Origin of the sequence: Paenibacillus sp. FSL W8-0919 (assembly GCF_038003785.1) — a bacterium.
Classification (GTDB): Bacteria; Bacillota; Bacilli; order Paenibacillales; family Paenibacillaceae; genus Paenibacillus_AQ; species Paenibacillus_AQ lactis.
On sequence record NZ_JBBOPV010000001.1, the window covers coordinates 1,408,703 to 1,428,719 of the forward strand.

Below are 20,017 nucleotides of genomic sequence, written 5' to 3' on the forward strand. Positions count from 1 at the left end.
CGAGGCAGCCTAGCCGAGGGTGATGGCTCGGTCGATGAAGGCCGGCCGCGTCTGCCTCTGCCTTTATTCTGCCTTATTCTGACCGTCACGGCGTCCCTGTGTCCCGACATCCAGGCGTCATGGCTGATCACGACTGGGGCTGCCGCTCAACTGCCCGAGCAGTCCTCCCAGAAGAATGAGCGAATACGCCCACAGCAGCCAAACGAAGAAGAGGTGCAGATGGGCTTGTGGAAGTCCGGGGAACACCAGGTCATGAAAAGCTACGCTGAAGAGGTCCAGCAGCATCCCCGGGATCGCCACCAGCATGGCAGCCCGTGGGCGCTCTGAGGAAGAGAGCTCCCGGGCACGAAACAGCGCCCGAAGCGTCAGCAGAATCAGGGGAACGATCCCAATAAAGGACAGCCAGATGAGGGGCTGGCCGGGATCGATCAGCGCACCTCCCCAAAATCGGAACACGAATGTAGCGGCCAACCACAGCAGGAATCCTAAGCTGATCCAAAACCGCATGGCTTTGCAGCTCCTTTCTAACTTGAAGTGTTGGATGAATCGGAGGATTTCTCTATCCAGGCGGAGGCTGCCCCGATCAGCTCCGCATACACCGCTTCCGCCTCAAACTCCGGATCGAGAAGCGCCTGAAGCGCCAGGCCGTCGATAAGGGCGTTGACCATCATGGCCCGGTATTTCAGGGAGGGGCCGGACATCTCCATTTCCGGGAAGAGCCGGGCAAGGAGGCCGGCAGCATGCGTGTTCTCACGCTCGACCATGCCCTTGAGCTGGTCGCGGAGGGCATAGTTCTGCAAGCTGTGTACCACCAGCGAGAAGAACAGCGTATGATACGATTTCTCCGCGCAGCGGTCACGGGCGGCTTCCAGCACGCGGACCATCGTATCACGTCTGCTGCCATCCTGCGGATCCGACCCTGCCGTTTGCCAGGACGCATCACAGATGGAGCGGACGATTTCGAGCATGAGCTGCTCTTTGGTTTTGAAATGGTAGTAAACCGTCCCCTGCGTCACACCGGCTCCTTCGGCCACGGCTTTCAACGTCAGCTTATCGAGTCCCTTCTCTTGAATGCATTGCTGGGCTGAGGCGATCAATTCCTCTTTCGTAATCCGTTGAGGTCTTGCCAACATACCCACCTCCAGTATAAGTTATTCAACTAACTAACTCTTTCTGAAGGTATATTATCATAATGATCCTGGATTTGGAAGATGCATATCGAGGTTATTACGTTCAAAGGCTGAAGATCAGCGCAAAAAAAGCCAGGCAAGCCTCTGCTTGCCTGACCATACGCTCCGTATATAGTATCGTCTGCAATCGGAGCTTTACATCGGTTAATTCCCTGATTTCTTCTCTAGCCGGCGATGCTCCGGAATGACGAAGGACACGGACGTGCCTTCACCCGGGCGGCTGATGATGGTCAATCCTTGACCATACATTTGAATCAGCCGGCGATTCGTGTTCGGTATGCCGATCCCCCGCAGCGCCTGCCCGGCAGGGCTCAACAGCTCGGCTACCTGATCCGCCTCCATCCCGCGGCCATTGTCGATCACTTCAATCAGCACCCCTTCGGTTTGGCGCTTGATCCGAACCCGGACCATTCCGCCCTGATGCCGGCGAAGAATCCCATGCTTGACGGCGTTCTCCACCAGCGGCTGAATCGACAGCGGCGGAAGGCGCAGCTGAATCCCCGGGTCGACCTCCCATACGGCGGCCAACCGCTCGCGGAACCGTTCCTGCTCAATATACAGATAGGCTTTGACAAGCTCGAGCTCGTACGTGATATCCACCAGCTCGCCCGTGTTCAGAAAATCAAAGCTGATCCGCAAGAACGAAGCGAATGCACCCGCCAGATGCTGCATCTTCTTGGTGTCGATCTCGCTCAGCGCCATGATGGAATTCAGCGTATTGAACAGGAAATGAGGCTGAATCTGTGCCTGGAGATAGGCGGCCTCGATCCGCAAGCGCTCGCGGACCGACTGCCGGAGCATGATCAACGCCCGGATTCGGTATTTTAACTCCGTTGCATCGACAGGCTTGGTCATATAATCATTGGCGCCCGACGCGAATCCCGTATAGATGTCCTCAGGCTGACTACGGGCGGTAAGCAGCAGAATCGGCAGCTCCGCTACCGAGTAATGCTCCCGGACGCGCTGCGTCAATTCATAGCCGGACATTTGAGGCATCATCACATCAGCGATGAGCAGATCCCATGTCCGCATTCCCAGGAGCTCTAACACTTCCAGCCCTGAACCGGCTGTAGTAATGTGGTACGGCTCTGAAGAAAGGATGCCCAGCAGCACCTTCAGGTTAACCGGGTCATCATCGACGACTAGAATGCTGGCCTTGCCGTCGTTACCCAGCGACGGATCGACGGGAGGCGGCAGCGGCTCGTGGATGCCTCTGTCGGCTGACGGGAGGGAGGCGGGTTCAGCTCCGCTTGTCTCCGTTGCCTCGGATGCCTCGTGTCCCATAGACGCCGCCATTTCCCCGGACGGCTTGGAAAGCCTCGCCTCGCTTGCCCCTGCCTCCGCCAGCGGCAGGTTGAACGAGAAGACGGAGCCGGCACCCGGCTCGGAGCTGACGGATATCGCGCCGCCATGCAGCTCGACGAGCTGCTTGCATATGCTGAGGCCGAGTCCAAACCCCCGGCCGTCATGGACGCCGTGGGAGCCCTGCTCATAAGGAAGAAAGATGCGCTCCAGCGCTTCCGTGCTCATGCCGATTCCGGTATCGGATACCTGGATCTCGGCTTGGCCGTTCCGAACCGAGGCGGAGACCGTTACGCTTCCCTGCTCTGTATATTTGAGCGCATTATGAACCAAGTTGTACAGAATTTGCACAAGCCGCTTCTCATCGGCCATAACCGGAGGCATCGACTCCGCAATCTCCATTCGGAGCCGGACCGGCTTGCCCTCCACCATGAATTGAAGCATGGCGAATACCCCGGGAACGACCGATTGAATGCGCAAGGGCTCGGGAGCAAGCGTAATGCGGTGGTCCTTCAGCCTGGTGATATCGAGCAGGTCTTCAAGCAAATGGGACATGCGGCGGCTGATTGTAATGAGCAGCTTCATGTCTTCGACGCTGCCCTTGTTCATGTTCTCCTGTTCTTTGGAGACAACGGATTGGGCGATATTCATTATGCCGTGCAGCGGGGTTCGAAGCTCATGCGACGTGTTGGCCAGAAATTCGTCCTTAAGCTTATCGGCCTTCTGCAGCTGGATGTTCAGCTTGGCGTTCTCCTTGGCGTTGCGGATATATTTTTTGAACCAGTAGGTCGAGAATCCGATAATCGCCGCAATGATATCAACCGGGTAATAGACGGTGGTAATCTCCTTGCCAGACTCCGCCAGGGTCCACAGCTGATTGGTGATAATACCGGCTGCCGTAAGCAGCAGGAATACGATGTCCTGATCGGTTTGCCGCCGGAAGATCATCGTTCCCACCAAATGGACAAGCCACGCAAGCGGAATCAGATAGAAGAACGCGAACAGCTTAAACTCCATGACACTGTGGACCCAAGATGCTGGAGAAACGACCAGGAAGCCGGTGAACAGGATGAGCCCCGCCGTAAATGCCCGCAGCCAGGTTCGTCCGGAGACAGGCGAGAGGAATCGCCGGAACAAGAGCAGCATCAGCAGGTTCTGCCACAGCAGGGCGATCAGACGGACCTTAACCCCTCCCGCGTAATCGATCGGCAGCCACAGCAGCAGGATATAATCGTTTCCGGCCAGGATCGCGATGCCCGCCGTCAGGGTCAGCAGCCCCGTCATCAGCAGCGCCGGTTCCTGCCGGTTGAACGCAAACAGAATGCCGGCATAAAGCCCGTGCAGCAGCAGGACCATGAAGGTCACCAGCTGGAACCCGATCGAATACCAGCGCACATAATCGATCGACGCCGCCGACCCGAAGCGGATCGAGCGGACGATACCGCCGTTATGCGGCTCGTCGAAATTGGCGACCTGGATGAGCAGATCGATTTTGGTCGCGCCTTCTTCGGAATAGGTGGCCGTATACGAAGCGCTCTTTGCAATATAGTTGTTCTTGTCCGCAGCCAGCTTGCCGAATTCCGGTTCCGCCAGACCATTCATTTCTACGCGGGAGACCGTCTCGATTCCTTTAATCCAGATGGCGACGGGCTCCTCCAGCGGGTCGGTCAGGATGCGGAGCCGGTATGTCCCGTATCCGTAGGACGGTCCGTTCCCGTCGTCATGAAGCGCGCGGCTCCAGTCCCCCGGAACCTGAACGCTGCGAAACGGCGTCTCCTCCACATCCGCCCGGGATCGGAATTGAAACGGATAGAATTGCCATTCACCGTCCAAATAGAATGGGGAGGACGAATTTAAATCCACCCCGCGGAGATCGAGCACGCCGTTAACGGCGCGAGGATCGTGCGAGGTGGAGAACATTTCGGACCAAGCCCATCGCAGGCCGAATAACAAGGCAAGAAATAAGATGATGATCGCAGAATATTTGAGAGCTGTTTCATTCCATTTTCGCATAATACGATAGATTTCGACATATCATGCGAGGAATCCTCTTCCCTGCTGCAAGGTCTTTGCTGAGCTGGCACCACGATCGTCTGACATCCAATCTATACGCGGCCCGGCAATTGAACTATTCGTTCAAATGCTCGGATAAGAGCTGTACGAGCCCGTCCTCCGCATCCTGCGCATACTGCCATAACATTGCGCCTCCGAGATTCTTGCTCTTGATGTAGCGGATCTTCTCTTGCACGGCTTCCGGATCCTCGTAGCTGATGAACGTATCCCCATTGTAGAGGTAAGCGGCTTTCGCTTTGCTGTCGAAATATCGTTTGTAGCCGTTTTTGTTCAGATAGGACCGCTTGATCTGCTTATAGCTCAAATCCGTCTTATCGATGTCGATCGGCTTGCCGGATGCAAAGAGGCCGTCCGGGCTACCCTTCTTAATCTTCACATCCTTCCAGCCGTAGGAATACGCGGGGATGCCGAGCAGCAGCTTCCTGCTGTCGATGCCGTGATCGAGATACATGGAGACGATGCCGTCGACGCTGTGCTCGGACTTGCCTTGGCTGTCTACATACAGATTGGCATTAAAGCCGGTCGTATCCGACCATTTGCCGGTGAGATCGTAGGTCATGACATTGATGTAGTCGACGTATCTCTCGACCTTCTTCACCTCGACGTTGCGGAAATACCAGTCCTGCGTCCCTGAGGCGAAGGTCAGCAGGTACTTCTTGTTTTTATGCGGAAGCCGGTACAGCTTCTCCCGCAGCTCCTTCATCAGGCTGGTAAAATTCTTCGTATCCTCGGGTCGGGCCTTCTGCGTCTTCCAGGCATCGAAAGCCGGATACTCCCAATCGATATCGACTCCGTCCAGCTCCAGCTCCTTGACCATGTTAACAATGCTCTCCGTGAACAAGTAACGGTTGCCGTCCAGCGATGCATCGGAGAAGCCGTCCGCGCCGTAGCCTCCGATCGCCAGCACCATCTTCGTATCCGGATGATGCCGTTTTAGCTGCTTGATGTTTTCTTTGATCTGGCTGTCGGTTTGGCTGTCCTCGTGAAAATACAGATCGGTGCCCTTGATTTTGGCGAATGCGATAAAGGCGATGTCGACACCCTGCTCCGTCAGGTTCATTGTTCGGTAATCCTGCCATGCCTCCACGTACACGGCCGTAATTCTGCGATCCTCCTTCGCGGATATCCGGTAGAAATAAAAACTCATGCCGGCGAGCAGCACAACAATAAATATTTTCGTATAGATACTGACTCTCATCCCGCGTCACCCCCGTCCGCCAAACAGGATATAGGTTGCCGTCTTGCTCAGGTTCAGCACCTTGACGGTAACGTAGCTGATGGCGAAGATGATGCCGATATTGATCAGAAGACGGAGGGCCGCCTCCGGCAGCGTCGCATCGACCTCGGTTCTGCCGGAGAGCATCATTTCCACCAGCAGATGAATGAGGTAGATGCTGAAGCTGGCTTTGGAGATCGAGCCGATCAATTTCTGAACCTTGTGATTCAAGCATTCGCTGAGACGGGTCTCTTTTTCCTTGAAGAGAATAAACAGGCCGACGGACATGAAGAACACGGTGATGGAGTAGTTGCCGTAGAACATCTCGTCCAGAACGCCGCTGTGCATGGACGCAAAATAGGTAGCCACCGGCGTAAGGAAGAAGGAGACGATGCCGAGGTTGTACAACAGATTCTTAGCCTTTAACGGCAGATCGAAATGGAACAGATAATGTCCCAGGATGAAATAGCCCAGAAATCCCATGAAGAACGGAATGTTCATGATCGGGATGTTGATGTATTGCTCGGTTGCACGGAATACGGCATCCGAGATGAAGCGGTACGCGATGCTGACGATGAACCATAAGAGCAGATAATACCGTAAATCCCGCTCGCTGCATGATCGGATGAATTTGCTGATGAGCGGCACGGTCATGTAAATGGCGATAATGGCATACAGGAACCACAGATGCACATAGTTCCGGTCGGTGAGCAGCCGGAAGCCGAAGTCGATCACAAATTCGTAGGCGTTCATGCTGCTTCGAATAATATAGTACTGATTATACAAGCCGTAGATGAGCGACCAGGTGAGGAGGGAAATGAGCAGCGGGATAACCCGTTTAGCGTAAAATTCCCGGTAGGACCTGATGTTCGTCCGCAGAATCATCGCCCCGCTGATCATGAAGAAGACAGGCACGGCGAAGCGGGAGATGGAATTGAACCCGTTGCTGATCCACCATGCGGAGCTGTTGAAATCATTCGTGTTCGTCAGCACCTCCGCCGTATAATGCAGCACGATGACGGCAACGATGGACAGGATTCTGAGCATATCCACATAGACAATTCGGTTATTTCGTATCATGGTTTATGGCAGCCTCCCTTGATATTAGTTCGAGCCTGCGGCAATGTTCTGGCTAATGGCGACAGCGCCCTTGCGCTCGACGAAGCCCCAGCCTTCATCATTGTCGAAGTACTTAAACGTCCCGGCAATATTGATGTAGAGCAGCAAATTCCGGTATGTGACGAGCTCCCACTGGCTGAACAGGAACATGGCCGCATAGTCGGCCACGCGGTAGGTGCTGCCGTATTTGCGGCATAGGTGCAGCGAAATGATGATCTGCGCCGCATTGAACAGCAGACTAATCAGCAGGAAGATGAATGCATGCAGCACATTGCCGCCCAGAAACAGGGCCTGTCCCAGGTAAAAAAGCGTGGTGAATGCGGAGAACGTGCCCAGCATAAACCCGTCGATGGCAAAAAAGAGGCTGACGCCAACGCTAAATTTGCTGGACAGCCTGGACCAATAGATCAGGATGCAGTCGATGAAGGCCTTTTGCCAGCGGATGCGCTGCTTGTAGAAGTTGCGCAGGTTCTCGGGGCATTCGGTGTAGCAGACCGCCTCCGGTGCGTACACAAGCTTTTTCCTCAGGCCGTTGGCCTTGATGTACTCATGGATTTTCAGGGTAATGTCGATATCCTCGCCTACGGTGCTGCGGAAGCCGTCCACCTGCACGAGCACAGCTTTGTGGAAGGCGCCGAATGCGCCGGAGATGACCACGATGGAATTAAAGAACGATTGCGTAAGCTTGCGCACATAGAAGCCATGCGTATAATTGATGATCTGGCTTTTGATCAAGCCCTTTCCGCGAAACCTCTCGATGATCACGCCATTTGGATCCCGCTTTGCACCCTGAACGATTTTGACCGTGCCGCCAAGCGCAATAACTTTATCGTCATGGAAATATTGATTTACATACCGCAGCGAGTCTGCCTCCAGCATGCTGTCCGCATCCAGCGTGATGACGATTTCCGAAGCTGCATAATCGATGCCGGCATTCAGCGAATCCGCCTTGCCGCCGTTGAGCTTATCGATCACAAACATGTTCGGGTACCGGTTCGAGCGGTAGAAGCCCTTCACCGTCTTGTAGGATAGCTTCTGATCGGGCCGCCTTAAATCCGCTTGCAACTCCAGCAGCTCATGAAGCACGGATAAGGTGCCGTCCTTGGAGCCATCGTTGATAATCAGGATCTCATAGCGGCTGTAGTTCAAACCGGCCATAGCATCCATGCAGTTTCGGATCGTCAGCTCTTCGTTGTAAGCCGGAACGAGCACCGAGATCGAATGCTCAGGCAGATCCGGATCGAGTCGCTTCACCTTGCTGCACCACAACGGAATGATCGTATACAAGGTCTGGAACACCAGAAATATCCCGGCAATGCCGTAGAAAAAGTACTGCAAACGTCTCTCTCCTTTCTCTTTCTCTCGATTGGATGGAACGGGTAAGCCTGCTGCTGATCGGGTCCTGCGCAATCTGCAGGTGGCTTTTCGGAATGGACCATGGGTGTATTCTTGGATGCGAGATGGACGTCAAGGGATAAAAATGGATTGCAGAGGGATAAAATAAACCAATTACATCCTTAAATTACATATAAAACCAAATGACATCTTATGTAATAAACTATCCTAGTTCATGATTCGATGTAAAATCCTGTTAAGGACCAAGAAAACGAATACATGGTATTTTTTCATGGACTGTCTTCGTCTTGGTTCTCATTTCGAGTTTTTAGGAGACTAAAGCGATTCAGCAAGATCGCAGCAGGGGAGCGGGAGCTTCATATCTCTGAAGAGGCATTCGCCAGATTATCGGCATCCGCCGATGGTCTTTGGCTGTTTACTGTTTGAGTCACGGGCCGTCCGGGTACTGGTACTACGAGTACATCAATCGTGCAGAGAGGAGCGGATGACAGTGGAGGCTCAGGTCAGATCATTCTTCGTAAGGGACGATGGAGAAGTTCCGAATCATCCGGATTTGCCGGTGATCGTGTACGAGGGCGTGTTTGCGGATCACCCGGCCGGCATAGAGGCGGCCTTCAACCGCCATCAATGGACAGGCAGCTGGACTGGAGGCGTGTACGATTACCACCATTACCACAGCAATACGCATGAAGTGCTGGGCGTGCAATCCGGCAGCGCGACGGTGCTGATCGGCGGTGATGCCGGGGAGCGGCTGTCCCTAGCAACAGGCGACGTGATCGTGCTGCCGGCCGGAACGGCGCATATGCTGCTGGACGCCAGTCCGGATTTTGCGGTGGTGGGCGCCTATCCCGGCGGAATCACGCCTAATCTGCGGGAACGGAATCCGACCGATCGGGCGCAGGCCATATCGGAGATCCGAAGCGTGCCGGTTCCGTCTATGGACCCGGTCTACGGCGAGGAAGGGCCGCTGCTGCACAAATGGGTGAAGTAGCGGGTTTTGATGATGGAATGGACGAAAGAGGCTCGGTCATCTGTTGCATGCAGACGGCCGGCCTCTTTTTCGTTAGGGGACTTGCGCGGTGATTATTGAAAAAGCAGGGTAACGGACAGCACGAGCATCAGCATTGCATTGAGGGCCATGATTGGTTTATGCTTGGCTCGAAAAAGATGGGCGTGTACCGCTCCGATCATCAGTACGGCAAACAGGGCGGCGGCATAAAATGTGTTCTCCGGCAACCAGAATGCCGTGATCATAAGCGCGACACCCGCGGCTTCCAGGCTGGCGACGGCATACATTCCCCAGAAGGGGTATCGGTACTCTGTCCAGTGCCGTACCATCGAAGGGGCGCGCAGAAATTTCAATGATGCGGAAATGACGAAGATGACGATTAATATGCCTTGGAACAGAACGGTCCATATCGGCTCCATGGGAAATCACTCCTTGTTATGAGGTGCGGCTTTTACAGCCTTCAAGGCATAGTTTATCCGGGGCAGGGCGCTGAGGGATGTAGTCTGGAATACATAGGAAAAGGATGAGGTCAGATGGAGATGGTTACGTATCTATCGAGAGTGGACTTGTTTAAGGGGCTTAGCGAGGATGAGCTGCAGCAGTTGAACCATATCACGCCGCTTGAAGCACGGCCCAGAGGAACCGTGATCGCTTCGCCTTACATGGAGCACAAGGTGCTATATATCATCAAATCCGGCAGCGTTCGCCTGTATAAGATTACGAAGGATGGGAAGGAGCTGACGCTTGATATTTTAGGGACAGGCCATCTATTCGGGGAGATTACCTCTTTTCGTTCAGGGGTCCCCTTGTTCGCGGTCACGATGGAGGACTCCGTCATATGCGAGATGGATAGCGGGCAGTTTCGCAAGGTCATCGCCGAAAAGCCTGAGCTCGCCCTAAAATACATCGAGATCGTCACCGCCAGGCTGCAGGAAACCGAGGACATGCTGGAGTACATGGCTTACGGAAGCGTGCGTAAAAGGCTGCTCTTCCTATTCAATAAGCTTGTGACGAAATTTCCGGCTCCAAGGAGCGATGGGGAATGGATTCCGTTACCGATTGAAATGACGCACCAGGAGCTGGCCAGCATGACGGGCAGCATTCGGGAGACCGTAACGCCCATCCTGAATCAGCTTGCGGACGAGGGAATCCTTCGAAAAGAAGGAAACCGCAAACCGTATTGGATCCAAAGGAGCCGGCTGCAGGCTGCACTATCGGAGTCTAAATAACAGGCAGCTAGCGATAAGCTCCACGGCCGTTTCAGCTTCATTGTTGGGCGGGCTTCTCTGAACGCATACATGACTGGCACCCGGCTTCTGATGCGGGTAAGTTGAGGCCGGAACTCTATATAGCCGAGCATAATAGGCAGGACAAAAACAGCCTCATAAGGGAGAATCACTGGGATTATATGTTACAATGGCAGGATGGAGCGTTTGATATGGGCCGACTTCCCCATAACGCAGCATATGGAAGAAAGCAGGTGTAACCCCGTGGACATTCTTCTATTTATGGTCATCATATTCGTGGCATCCATCCTCCAGACAAGCACCGGCTTCGGGTTCTCCATTCTCGCAACGCCGTTTCTCTTGCTGTTGTTCGAGCCGGCGGAGGCGATCCAGATCAATTTGATCCTGTCGCTGATCATATCCGCTGCCTTAATCTTTAAAATTCGGAAGGACATTGACTTTGGCATCCTCAAAAGGCTGGTGATCGGAAGCGCGATCGGTCTGCCGATCGGCATAGCCGTTTTCTCTTGGATCGATATCGGCCGACTGAAGCTCGGCGTGAGCCTGATCATCCTTCTGCTTACCGTCATGCTGATGCTGCGGTTCCGGATCCGGCAGCGCCCGGGCAGAGATTTGGCCGTAGGCGGATTGTCGGGGGCCCTGACCACCAGCATCGGGATGCCGGGGCCGCCGCTGCTGCTGTATTTCTCCGGCACGGATACGCAGAAGGAGCAGCTTAGAGCGACGACGCTTGCTTTCTACATGTTCATCTATACGCTGAGCCTTCTGATTCAAGCGATCGTAGCGGGGTCGACCAAGACGGTCTGGACTTCCAGTGCCATGGCGCTTCCGCTGGTATTCCTGGGGCTGTTCCTCGGACAGCGGCTATTCCGGGTCATTAATCAGCGAGTGTTTCAAATCTTTACGTATGTGATCCTTATCTTTACTGGCGTGTACATGCTGATCGAGAGCTTGTAGAGGAAGCCTGCCATAATAAATGTCCCTTGCGAGGGAGATCTGCTGTAATGAACCATGCCGTATCATCATGAAAAAAAGGGCTGCGCCTGCATGAACATCAATTGCAGGCACAGCCTTTATTTGTCGGGGGTCCACATGCAGGAGTCGATAATGGCTATTGCAGGCTGACGATTTTTAAATTCTGATCCTTCAGGTACGCAATAATGGACGGCAGCGCATCGATGACCGCCTGCGACTCGTGAAGTAGAATGATGGAGCCGGAGGGCTCCGTATGGCGGACATAATGGAGAATCTTGTCTCTATCGCGCGTCAGCCAGTCCTCAGGGTCCTTGTTCCACAGGACGATGCTGCTGCCGTGTGCGCGGCTCGCCTCTTCCGTCATCTCGTTGAATGCCCCGTATGGCGGACGGAAGAGCGTAACCGGCTGCTTCGTAATGGCTTCGATGGATTCAGCGGCGCTCTTGATCTGCGCTTCCTGTTCCTCGTAGGCCAGCAGCGGCATGTTCGCATGGTTCATGGAATGACTGCCGATGGAATAGCCGCTCTCCTGGATGGCCCGAACCGCGGCCGGATGCTTGCCCACATTCTCTCCGACGAAGAAGAAGGTGCCGCCGACTTGATGCTCCTTCAGCACCTTCATGATCTTCGCCGAGTATTTGGACGGTCCGTCATCAAAGGTCAAAGCGACATAGCCCTTCGGCAGGCTGTAGGTGACGGCGTCCTTAAGCTCGAAGGACGGCAGTTCCGTCTGTGGCCTCGTCCCAGTCTGCTGCTTCAGTTCCGTCTGCGGCTTCAGCTCCGCCTGCGGCCTCAGCTTCGGCTCGGAGCTGACCTTTGGCCGAGGCTCTGATTCCAGCTTCTTCGGGGCTGGGTTCGAAGAGGCCTCAGCCATTGCAGCGGTGTGCCGTACGGACTGGAATGCCGGAAGAGCCGTCCCTGCCGTAAAGGCTGAAGCGCCCGGCGACTCCGCTACCGGAAGGGACAGGGCATCGAACGAGCCCAATAACAGGATCGACAGCATGCTGAGGGCCGTGATGGCGACCCGCCTCATCGGCAATCGTTGCCTTTTGTGCTTCTTCTGCTGGTTTCGTCCCGGCTCTTCTTCCTCCTGCAAGGTCTCAGCTTCCCGCTCCGCGTACGTCAGGGACAGAAAAGGCAGCGCATGGATTTCGTCCAGATGCTGAACGCGCTGAACTGCATTAAGATTATGTATAAATGCTTCGGAGCAGACGAAGGGATAACGGATGCTCTGATCGCGGCGGGTTTTGGTGATGTAGCCTATGTACTGCCGACGATTAGCATCCCATACGGTATGCCGGGACAGCCGGTATTTATGAATGCCGTCAAAGTCTACAATCGCCAGCAGGCTCTCTGCAGTCGCATTATCGATGGCCCAGACATATTCGAACGACTCGGCGGCCGATAGCCGGATTCGCATGCCATACTGCCCTTCATGCTGTTCAATGTCTTGCAATTCAATCACTTTTCCGTAAAAGACGGACATGATGGATCTCCTTTCTCTTGCTGCGGATCCGCGGAATTACTCCGGCATCTGCGTCGTTGATGTCTTGGGTGCGAAGGAGAAGCCCATTCTCTCGGTGAAGTCCTGAATCGTCTGCAAGAGCTCCGCTTTTTCGTCGGCGATCTTCCGATATTGCTCGGCATATTTCTGATTCTCGATCTGCAGCTCCCGGATCTTGTCCTCCAGCTCATTAATCTTGAGCATGCTCTGGTACTGGGCATTCGTGGATTCCTCATAAAGCTTCCCGTATTTCGCCGTTTCTGTCTCCAGCTGTCCGGACAGCTTCTCATAAGCCAGGTTGGAGCTAAGCTGGAATTCTTTATAGTCCTCAAGAAGCTGATCGTAGCCCATCTGCTTGTGGGTCAGCGTGTTTTCGAGCTCGCGGATTTCCTTGCTCTTCTCCTGAATCAGCTGATCCTTCTTGATATGCTCTTGCTTCAGCCGCTGGATCGTCTCGTTTGCCGCCGCCAGCTGATCCTCCAGACCGTTGTTTTTATAAGACAGCAATTGTCGCTCCTTGAGCATGTTTTCAATCGATACGATCACGTCCAGCGCGATTTTGTCCTGGTTATCCTTCGATAACAGGGATTTCTGATGATCTGCCGGGGGCTGCGCAGGATGCGCGGGCCCGGATGTTTCCATCACCGATTCGGCCGGGGCCGGGACCGGCGCCGTTTCCGCAGGCTCCTTCTCTGATGGGGCTTGCGGGGCAAGCACGCTTTTAAACCATCCTTTTTTCTCAGTGTCTCTGGCCAAAAAATATCCTCTCCTAATCAACGGTAGTTCGGTGGCACCTCGTCACGGTCTGATCCTTCTGGTCTATATAAATCATCGGCTGGATGGGCCCAAAAACTTTGCCTTGATTTCAATTGGCAGGCAGGCGTTGAGCTTATGGCGCGGGGATGCGGACATGAAAAAAATACCCCCATTGCTGGGGGTATGGCCAAGAAGCAAGCGCGCCTTGCTCCATGTCATTTCTTGATCGTCAGTTCCGGTGCGATGACATCCACCCGGTTGGTCCAAATGCCGCCGCTGTAGTTCTTCGGCAGCCTCTTCAGATCTTCGACCGTATCGAAGCCTTCCGACCATCCGCCGTCTCCGGCGACCAGAATGACCCTCGTATTGATGCGGTCCATGCGGTTCAGGAATTTATCGGGCCAGCCCCACAAATAAGGGGCGTACTTCTCGGGAATATGCAGCTGGGTATTGCGGCAGACCGACGGCATATAGCCGCTCCAGCCGGCACCGATATAAGAGATGAGGCAGCTCTTCAGAGAATCCATCGACATGACCCGAAACGCAGGGAGCCTCGATTTTAGTTCGCTGATCGGCGCATCGTCGCCATATACCGTGAGCCGGCTTAAGCGGTCTTCCGGCAGCTGGGCGAGATAGGCGGCCAGAAGCTCCCCTTCGCCGGCATCCTGACTTTTGATATGAATCAGAAATTCGCCGTCAGGAAATGCAGCCAGCACCTCCGATAGGGACGGCATGAGCCCGACGCCCTTCCCCCGGAACGGATAGGTGGCTCCCTGATCCGCCGTGTAGCCGTAGCCGATATCGATGCTTTTCAGCTGCTCCATGGTATAATCCTTGACCGAGCCGTGTGCATTCGTCCGGCATTCCAGCGTCCAGTCGTGGAATACGGCGAACTGGCCGTCCTTCGTCGGCTTAATATCCAGCTCCACGATATCCGCGCCGGCATCGAAGGCTGCCTTCATGGATGGTATGGTGTTCTCCAGAAAGGCATGCTCCGGTATGTAAATACGTGAAGCGGTACATGTATCGGATTCAATTCCCTCCATCGGAAAGGTTTGGCCGATCCCCCGATGCGCGAGCAGCAAGGGCTCACCTTCGCGTTCCTTGGTGAATAGCGACGAGTTGTTAACATACAGAAATCCGAGTATGATGAGAATAACCAGAATGACGTTCCTCCAGCTTTTTCGAATACGCATGATTCAATCCCCCAAAATCGTTACTGTTAAGAGCCGAGCGTTTCGGCTTCCTCTATATCTCTAGCTTCATTCTCTTTATCCATGTTAGTGATTTTGGGCGCATACTCAATGGCTGGAGCATAACAATTGCATAATAGCGATCTGATAAATGAAACAAAGCATGGGCGATATTACGATAATCAGGAGGTAGCATGATGGATAGATCCTCCTACTTGATGGTGGAACGGGGGAACCCGTACGAGCGCGGAGATGTGATCCCTTTGAGGAGATCGATGACGGTGCTTGGGCGCAAGGGCAAGCAGTGGGATCCGGATATCACGTTCGATAATGTGTACGTGTCCCGCAAGCACGCAGCGCTGATCTACAGGGACGGACAATTCAGCATTAAAGATCTGAACAGCAAGCACGGAACCTTCGTCAATCAGCAGCGGCTGGAACCGAATGGAGAGGCTCCGCTGCAGCATGGGGATTCCGTGGCGCTGGCCGGTGATCTGGTCGTGTTAACCTTCTCGGTGCTTCGAATGGATGAGACGATGGATATTACGCCGCTCATGAAACATCTGGCGGCTGCCGAGGATACGGGAGGCATAACGCTCAACCCCTATAAGCAGGAGCTCGTTCATGGGAGAACGGTGATTGCCTTCTCGGAAAAAGAATATAAATGCGTTGAACTGCTGCTCCATCACAAGGAGCAATTCGTATCCAAAGAGCAGCTGAAGCTCCTGGTCTGGCCCGAGCGGGAGGCGGGTCCGGACGACGTGCCGGATGTTAGCGCAGAGGAGATGAATGCCCTCATCTACCGGGTTCGGAAGAAGACCCGCGGACTGCTTGGGATCGAGAGCATCCGGGGCAAAGGCTATATTCTTCACATCCATGCGGATGATGAAGCTTGACGGCGTGCCGGACAGGCAGTAGATCATCAGTAGAGATAAGCGAATAACAAACAAGCTCTTCCTCTTATTGAGGAACGAGCTTGTTTTCCAGGCTGTCGAGAAAGTCTCGACAGCTATTTTCTTGTGAATTTAATTCAACACGACACCGCGTTAATGTTGTATAATGGTATTAAATAAACCGTTCGGAAGGGTGTTACATATGTTGCGTTCGAATCGAGAAAAACAGCAGGCTTACGAATTTGTTTCGATTGAAGAATTGGTTCCTCAAGATCATCTGCTCCGTAAAGTGGACAAGTATATCGATTTCTCTTTCATCGACGAAAAGGTTCGTCCGCTTTACTGTGCTGATAATGGGCGGCCAGCTATCGACCCTGTCGTGTTATTTAAAATGATTTTCCTCGGTTATTTTTATGGCATCCGTTCCGAACGCCAACTCGAACGTGAGATTCAAACCAATCTTGCTTACCGCTGGTTTTTGGGGTTAGGTCTAACCGACAAAGTGCCTGACCATTCTACGATTAGCTGGAATCGTCGCACTCGCTTTAAAGACACCGAGATTTTTCAGGAGATCTTCGATGAGATTGTGCTTCAAGCTATCCAGCACCGTATGGTGGGCGGACGTGTCTTAGTTACCGATTCAACCCACGTCAAAGCGAGTGCGAACAAGCATAAATACACAAAGGAGCAGGTTTTACAAAACACCCGTGACTATGTGAGTGAACTTAATGCTGCCGTGGAGGCTGACCGGAATGCACATGGAAAAAAGCGCTAAAGCCTAGAGAGGACGTGATCGAGGAAAAGGAAGTCAAAGTGAGCACGACAGATCCCGACAGCGGTTATATGATCCGTGATGGGAAACCGGAAGGATTTTTCTACTTAGATCACCGTACTGTGGACCTGAAATACAATATGATTACGGATGTACATGTCACCGCTGGAAATGTCCATGATTCTGTACCGTATTTATCCCGTTTGGATCGTCAACAACAACGATTTGGTTTTAAAGTCGAAGCCGTTGCTCTGGACTCCGGGTATTTGACTTCACCCATTTGCAAAGGGCTGCAAAGCCGAAATATTTTTGCCGTTATTGCTCACCGAAGATTTCACTCAACCCAAGGTTTATTCCCAAAATGGAAGTTCACTTATGACGCACAGCGTAATGTTTATGTCTGTCCAGCGAAGCACGAATTACCGTACACGACGACCAACCGCGAGGGATACCGGCAGTACGCTTCGGATCCACAGCATTGCAAGAACTGCCCGTTATTAAACGAATGCACACGGTCTCGCAACCACCGAAAGGTGGTAACCCGTCATGTCTGGGAGGACAGCAAAGAGTGGGTGCGAGGCAACCGGTTGAGTCGATCCGGGAAATATCTCTACCGAAAACGAAAAGAAACGATTGAGCGAAGCTTCGCGGATGCCAAAGAGCTCCATGGGTTTCGCTATTGCCGTTTGCGCGGTTTGCAGAACGTCAGGGAACAGGCCTTGATGACGGCAGCCGTGCAGAACATGAAGAAGATGGCGATCCACCTGGATCGCCTGGAAAAACGGGGGTAGCCCCCTCATATTTTTCTTAACTTAGTTACTTTGGAAATACAGAGAAACCCTGATCCTTTAAAAGGACAGGGTTTCTCGACAATCTGAACAAACAAGCTCTTCCTCTTATTGAGGAACGAGCTTGTTTTCGTTTGTTTTAACTCGGCTTCCTTCCGAAGAACACGGCAAAATCCAAATGCTTATACATGCAGTCCGTCTCCTGAAAGCCCGCCTCCTCCATCCAACGGAGCTGGTCCTCCAATGACGCGTTAATGTCAACCGCCCGCCGCTTGATCGAAGCTTCGATCGCTGCCTCGGATAAGCCGCTGCGGCGAATCGATTCCAGCCAGCGCTGCCGGTAGTATTCATCGGAGCTCGTGTGCCTTCCCCGAACCTGATCGGCGTTCACAAAGATCCCGCCCGGCTCGAGGGCCCCGTACACAGCATGGAACAATCGCTGCTTGGCAGGGTGGGTCAGATGGTGGATCGACAGGGAGGAGATGACGATGTCGTAAGACTCGCGGAATGGATAGTCCGCGTAGTCGCCGGTAATATAGCGGACCTGATCCGCTCCTGCGAATCTTCGGCGGGCGCCTTCGAGCATTTTGTCGCTCAGGTCCATCAGGGTTAAGCGGGCATGCGGGTGCTTATGCAGCACCATGCCGGAGAACAGTCCGGTGCCGGCTCCCAGGTCCAGGATACGCGGCGATGGATGGTCGCTCTCAACGAGAGACAGCGCCATTCCGTAAAAATCGTCAAAACAGGGGATCAGCTGCCGGCGCTCCCGGTCATAGTCACCGGCGACAGCGTCAAACAGGTCTTTTACCGACGGGTCCATAGTTCAAAACTCCTCTCGAAATGATTGGCTGGCTCCATCGTAACCCACCCTTGCCTCATTAAGGAAATATATAAATTAAATATAATTTATAGGTATAACCTATATGAAACGAAAATCAACGGGAAAAACGAGAATTTATGAGGATCAAACTGGCCGTGAACTATGAAAGAACTGCCTATCGGGAGATATTTTCAAATAACAAACATGATCCATTTAAAAATTGTCAACAATATTCTTGCCGAAACCGAATTTTCCTTTCGTTGAGTGCGCTTACCAAAATGCCTTAACATAAAGATGTCAGACATGGTTCATGACACAACCGATTTTTTTATATATTTCAAAATAAGGACTGGAGGTATCGCATCATGTCCACTGAGACGAAGGCCAACGCATCCGGCGGAGGCATACGCGTCAAAATTCAACAGCTCGGCCGTCTCCTGAGCGGTATGGTCATGCCGAACATCGGCGCATTTATCGCTTGGGGCTTGATTACGGCCTTATTCATCCCGACCGGCTGGTTCCCGAACGAAACGCTCGGCAAGCTGGTCGGTCCAATGATCAGCTACTTGCTGCCACTCTTGATCGGTTACACCGGCGGGCAGATGGTCCACGACAAACGGGGGGCCGTCATCGGTGCAGTCGCTACAGTCGGGGTTATTGTCGGATCGGACATTCCGATGTTCCTAGGAGCCATGATCGTCGGACCGCTCGCAGCGTGGGTGCTGAAGCAATTCGACAAACTGATCGACGGCAAGATCAAATCCGGCTTCGAAATGCTGGTCAACAACTTCTCGCTCGGTATTATTGGCGGAGTGCTTGCTCTTATCGCCTATACCGGCATCGGACCGTTGATTCAGGGGGTTACCAAGGCACTGTCCGCGGGCGTCGACGTGCTGGTCAATGCCAATTTGCTGCCGCTGGTCAACATTATTATTGAACCGGCGAAAATCCTGTTCCTTAACAATGCGATCAACCACGGGATATTGAGCCCGATTGCAACCGAGGAATCGGCCCGGATCGGTCAGTCCGTGCTGTATATGCTTGAATCCAATCCCGGCCCGGGCCTCGGCATCCTGCTGGCTTATTGGCTTGTAGGACGCGGATCCGCGAAGGCTTCCGCACCGGGCGCAGTCGTTATTCACTTCCTGGGCGGGATTCATGAGATTTATTTCCCGTACATTCTGATGAAGCCGGTACTGATTCTCGCTGCCATCGCGGGCGGCGTAGTCGGAACGTTCACCTTCCAGCTGTTTGGTGCTGGACTTGTAGGCCCAGCATCGCCGGGAAGCATCTTCGCTTACTTTGCCATGGCGCCTAAAGGCGGGCTGCTGGCCGTCCTGTCCGGTGTCATCACGGCGACGATCGCATCCTTCCTCGTTGCGGCAGTGCTGCTCAAAACGGGTAAGAAGGGTGAAGAGGAGCCGAACCTGGAAGAAGCCTCTGCGAAAATGAAGGCGATGAAGACAGGCGGCATGAATGATCAAGTCGCTCCTGCCGCAGCTGCTGTCGCTAACGCGGATAAGACGAATATCAACAAAATCGTATTCGCTTGCGACGCAGGCATGGGCTCGAGCGCGATGGGCGCTTCCGTCCTCCGGAAGAAGCTGCAGCAGGCCGGCGTGAACATTACCGTCGTGAACTCGGCGGTCAGCGAAATTCCGGACGATGCGGATATCGTCATCACGCAGAAGACGCTGACGGAACGGGCCATCGCCAAAAATCCGAATGCGGAGCATATCTCGATCGACAACTTCCTGAAGAGCCCGAGATATGATGAGCTTGTGGAACGTCTGAAAGATTAATA

17 protein-coding genes are annotated in these 20,017 nt (G+C 53.6%); 6 read left to right on the forward strand and 11 right to left on the reverse strand.

What is annotated here, in order from left to right; translation table 11 throughout:
• Positions 1-117 precede the first annotated feature (117 nt).
• The 6 genes from NST44_RS06130 to NST44_RS06155 form a co-directional block, all read right to left on the reverse strand.
• Positions 118-507, reverse strand: a complete 390-nt coding sequence (locus NST44_RS06130) for a DUF5367 family protein (RefSeq protein WP_210094084.1) — start codon at positions 505-507, stop codon at positions 118-120.
• Between the two features lie 17 nt (positions 508-524).
• Positions 525-1,133, reverse strand: a complete 609-nt coding sequence (locus NST44_RS06135; RefSeq protein ID WP_210094083.1) for a TetR/AcrR family transcriptional regulator — start codon at positions 1,131-1,133, stop codon at positions 525-527.
• A gap of 201 nt (positions 1,134-1,334) precedes the next feature.
• A complete protein-coding gene (locus NST44_RS06140; protein WP_210094082.1) occupies positions 1,335-4,505 on the reverse strand; it encodes a hybrid sensor histidine kinase/response regulator in 3,171 nt (1,056 codons plus the stop codon).
• A gap of 115 nt (positions 4,506-4,620) precedes the next feature.
• Positions 4,621-5,763: a glycoside hydrolase family 18 protein gene (locus NST44_RS06145; protein WP_210094081.1), complete on the reverse strand. Its 1,143-nt coding sequence runs from the start codon at positions 5,761-5,763 to the stop codon at positions 4,621-4,623.
• 6 nt (positions 5,764-5,769) lie between these two features.
• Complete coding sequence (locus NST44_RS06150; RefSeq protein WP_210094080.1) at positions 5,770-6,861, reverse strand: acyltransferase; 1,092 nt, start codon at positions 6,859-6,861, stop codon at positions 5,770-5,772.
• 24 nt (positions 6,862-6,885) lie between these two features.
• Complete coding sequence (locus tag NST44_RS06155) at positions 6,886-8,238, reverse strand: glycosyltransferase family 2 protein (RefSeq protein WP_210094079.1); 1,353 nt, start codon at positions 8,236-8,238, stop codon at positions 6,886-6,888.
• Between the two features lie 508 nt (positions 8,239-8,746).
• Between NST44_RS06155 and NST44_RS06160 the strand changes: the two genes are divergently transcribed.
• A complete protein-coding gene (locus tag NST44_RS06160; RefSeq protein WP_210094176.1) occupies positions 8,747-9,247 on the forward strand; it encodes a cupin domain-containing protein in 501 nt (166 codons plus the stop codon).
• Positions 9,248-9,339: 92 nt separating this feature from the next.
• Here NST44_RS06160 and NST44_RS06165 read toward each other — a convergent pair whose 3' ends face one another.
• A complete protein-coding gene (locus NST44_RS06165) occupies positions 9,340-9,684 on the reverse strand; it encodes a DoxX family protein (RefSeq protein ID WP_210094078.1) in 345 nt (114 codons plus the stop codon).
• Positions 9,685-9,798: 114 nt separating this feature from the next.
• On the opposite strand from NST44_RS06165, the gene NST44_RS06170 reads away from it, so the two are divergent.
• Together NST44_RS06170 and NST44_RS06175 are read left to right on the forward strand one after the other, a co-directional pair.
• Positions 9,799-10,494: a Crp/Fnr family transcriptional regulator gene (locus NST44_RS06170; protein ID WP_210094077.1), complete on the forward strand. Its 696-nt coding sequence runs from the start codon at positions 9,799-9,801 to the stop codon at positions 10,492-10,494.
• Between the two features lie 237 nt (positions 10,495-10,731).
• The gene (locus tag NST44_RS06175; protein ID WP_245255828.1) at positions 10,732-11,469 is read left to right on the forward strand and encodes a sulfite exporter TauE/SafE family protein; all 738 of its coding nucleotides are present in this window, start codon (positions 10,732-10,734) and stop codon (positions 11,467-11,469) included.
• A gap of 154 nt (positions 11,470-11,623) precedes the next feature.
• Here the strand turns inward: NST44_RS06175 and NST44_RS06180 are convergent, their stop codons facing one another.
• The 3 genes from NST44_RS06180 to NST44_RS06190 form a co-directional block, all read right to left on the reverse strand.
• Entirely contained in the window at positions 11,624-12,973 is a 1,350-nt protein-coding gene (locus NST44_RS06180) for a polysaccharide deacetylase family protein (protein ID WP_007129043.1), read from the reverse strand.
• A gap of 36 nt (positions 12,974-13,009) precedes the next feature.
• Positions 13,010-13,747, reverse strand: a complete 738-nt coding sequence (locus NST44_RS06185; RefSeq protein WP_007129042.1) for a hypothetical protein — start codon at positions 13,745-13,747, stop codon at positions 13,010-13,012.
• Between the two features lie 215 nt (positions 13,748-13,962).
• Positions 13,963-14,943 (reverse strand): glycerophosphodiester phosphodiesterase family protein, encoded by a 981-nt coding sequence (locus tag NST44_RS06190; RefSeq protein ID WP_210094075.1) that lies wholly within the window; start codon positions 14,941-14,943, stop codon positions 13,963-13,965.
• A 191-nt stretch (positions 14,944-15,134) separates the two neighbouring features.
• Between NST44_RS06190 and NST44_RS06195 the strand changes: the two genes are divergently transcribed.
• Both NST44_RS06195 and NST44_RS06200 read left to right on the forward strand, forming a co-directional pair.
• The gene (locus NST44_RS06195; protein WP_244869285.1) at positions 15,135-15,836 is read left to right on the forward strand and encodes an FHA domain-containing protein; all 702 of its coding nucleotides are present in this window, start codon (positions 15,135-15,137) and stop codon (positions 15,834-15,836) included.
• Between the two features lie 199 nt (positions 15,837-16,035).
• Positions 16,036-17,396, forward strand: a protein-coding gene (locus NST44_RS06200) for an IS1182 family transposase (RefSeq protein ID WP_213617301.1) whose coding sequence is annotated in 2 segments (ribosomal slippage) — positions 16,036-16,603 and positions 16,603-17,396 — 1,362 coding nt in all. Because the reading frame shifts where the segments join, the coding sequence is not laid out codon by codon here.
• A gap of 136 nt (positions 17,397-17,532) precedes the next feature.
• On the opposite strand, the gene NST44_RS06205 is transcribed toward NST44_RS06200, so the two are convergent.
• Positions 17,533-18,213 carry a class I SAM-dependent methyltransferase gene (locus tag NST44_RS06205; RefSeq protein ID WP_007129039.1) on the reverse strand — a complete coding sequence of 227 codons (681 nt, stop codon included), beginning with the start codon at positions 18,211-18,213 and terminating at the stop codon, positions 17,533-17,535.
• Positions 18,214-18,578: 365 nt separating this feature from the next.
• Here NST44_RS06205 and NST44_RS06210 point away from each other — a divergent pair, with 365 nt between their 5' ends.
• On the forward strand, positions 18,579-20,015 hold the full coding sequence (locus tag NST44_RS06210; protein ID WP_007129038.1) for a PTS mannitol transporter subunit IICB: 1,437 nt from the start codon (positions 18,579-18,581) through the stop codon (positions 20,013-20,015).
• Positions 20,016-20,017: the final 2 nt, after the last annotated feature.

Excerpts from the sequence above, each read along its gene's own strand:
- NST44_RS06190 (WP_210094075.1), bottom strand. The coding sequence starts at position 14,943 with ATGCGTATTCGAAAAAGCTGGAGGAACGTCATTCTGGTTATTCTCATC.
- NST44_RS06135 (WP_210094083.1), bottom strand. The coding sequence starts at position 1,133 with ATGTTGGCAAGACCTCAACGGATTACGAAAGAGGAATTGATCGCCTCA.
- NST44_RS06140 (WP_210094082.1), bottom strand. The coding sequence starts at position 4,505 with ATGCGAAAATGGAATGAAACAGCTCTCAAATATTCTGCGATCATCATC.
- NST44_RS06205 (WP_007129039.1), bottom strand. The coding sequence starts at position 18,213 with ATGGACCCGTCGGTAAAAGACCTGTTTGACGCTGTCGCCGGTGACTAT.
- NST44_RS06130 (WP_210094084.1), bottom strand. The coding sequence starts at position 507 with ATGCGGTTTTGGATCAGCTTAGGATTCCTGCTGTGGTTGGCCGCTACA.
- NST44_RS06150 (WP_210094080.1), bottom strand. The coding sequence starts at position 6,861 with ATGATACGAAATAACCGAATTGTCTATGTGGATATGCTCAGAATCCTG.
- NST44_RS06170 (WP_210094077.1), top strand. The coding sequence starts at position 9,799 with ATGGAGATGGTTACGTATCTATCGAGAGTGGACTTGTTTAAGGGGCTT.
- NST44_RS06195 (WP_244869285.1), top strand. The coding sequence starts at position 15,135 with ATGATGGATAGATCCTCCTACTTGATGGTGGAACGGGGGAACCCGTAC.
- NST44_RS06145 (WP_210094081.1), bottom strand. The coding sequence starts at position 5,763 with ATGAGAGTCAGTATCTATACGAAAATATTTATTGTTGTGCTGCTCGCC.
- NST44_RS06180 (WP_007129043.1), bottom strand. The coding sequence starts at position 12,973 with ATGTCCGTCTTTTACGGAAAAGTGATTGAATTGCAAGACATTGAACAG.
- NST44_RS06210 (WP_007129038.1), top strand. The coding sequence starts at position 18,579 with ATGTCCACTGAGACGAAGGCCAACGCATCCGGCGGAGGCATACGCGTC.
- NST44_RS06175 (WP_245255828.1), top strand. The coding sequence starts at position 10,732 with ATGGAAGAAAGCAGGTGTAACCCCGTGGACATTCTTCTATTTATGGTC.
- NST44_RS06165 (WP_210094078.1), bottom strand. The coding sequence starts at position 9,684 with ATGGAGCCGATATGGACCGTTCTGTTCCAAGGCATATTAATCGTCATC.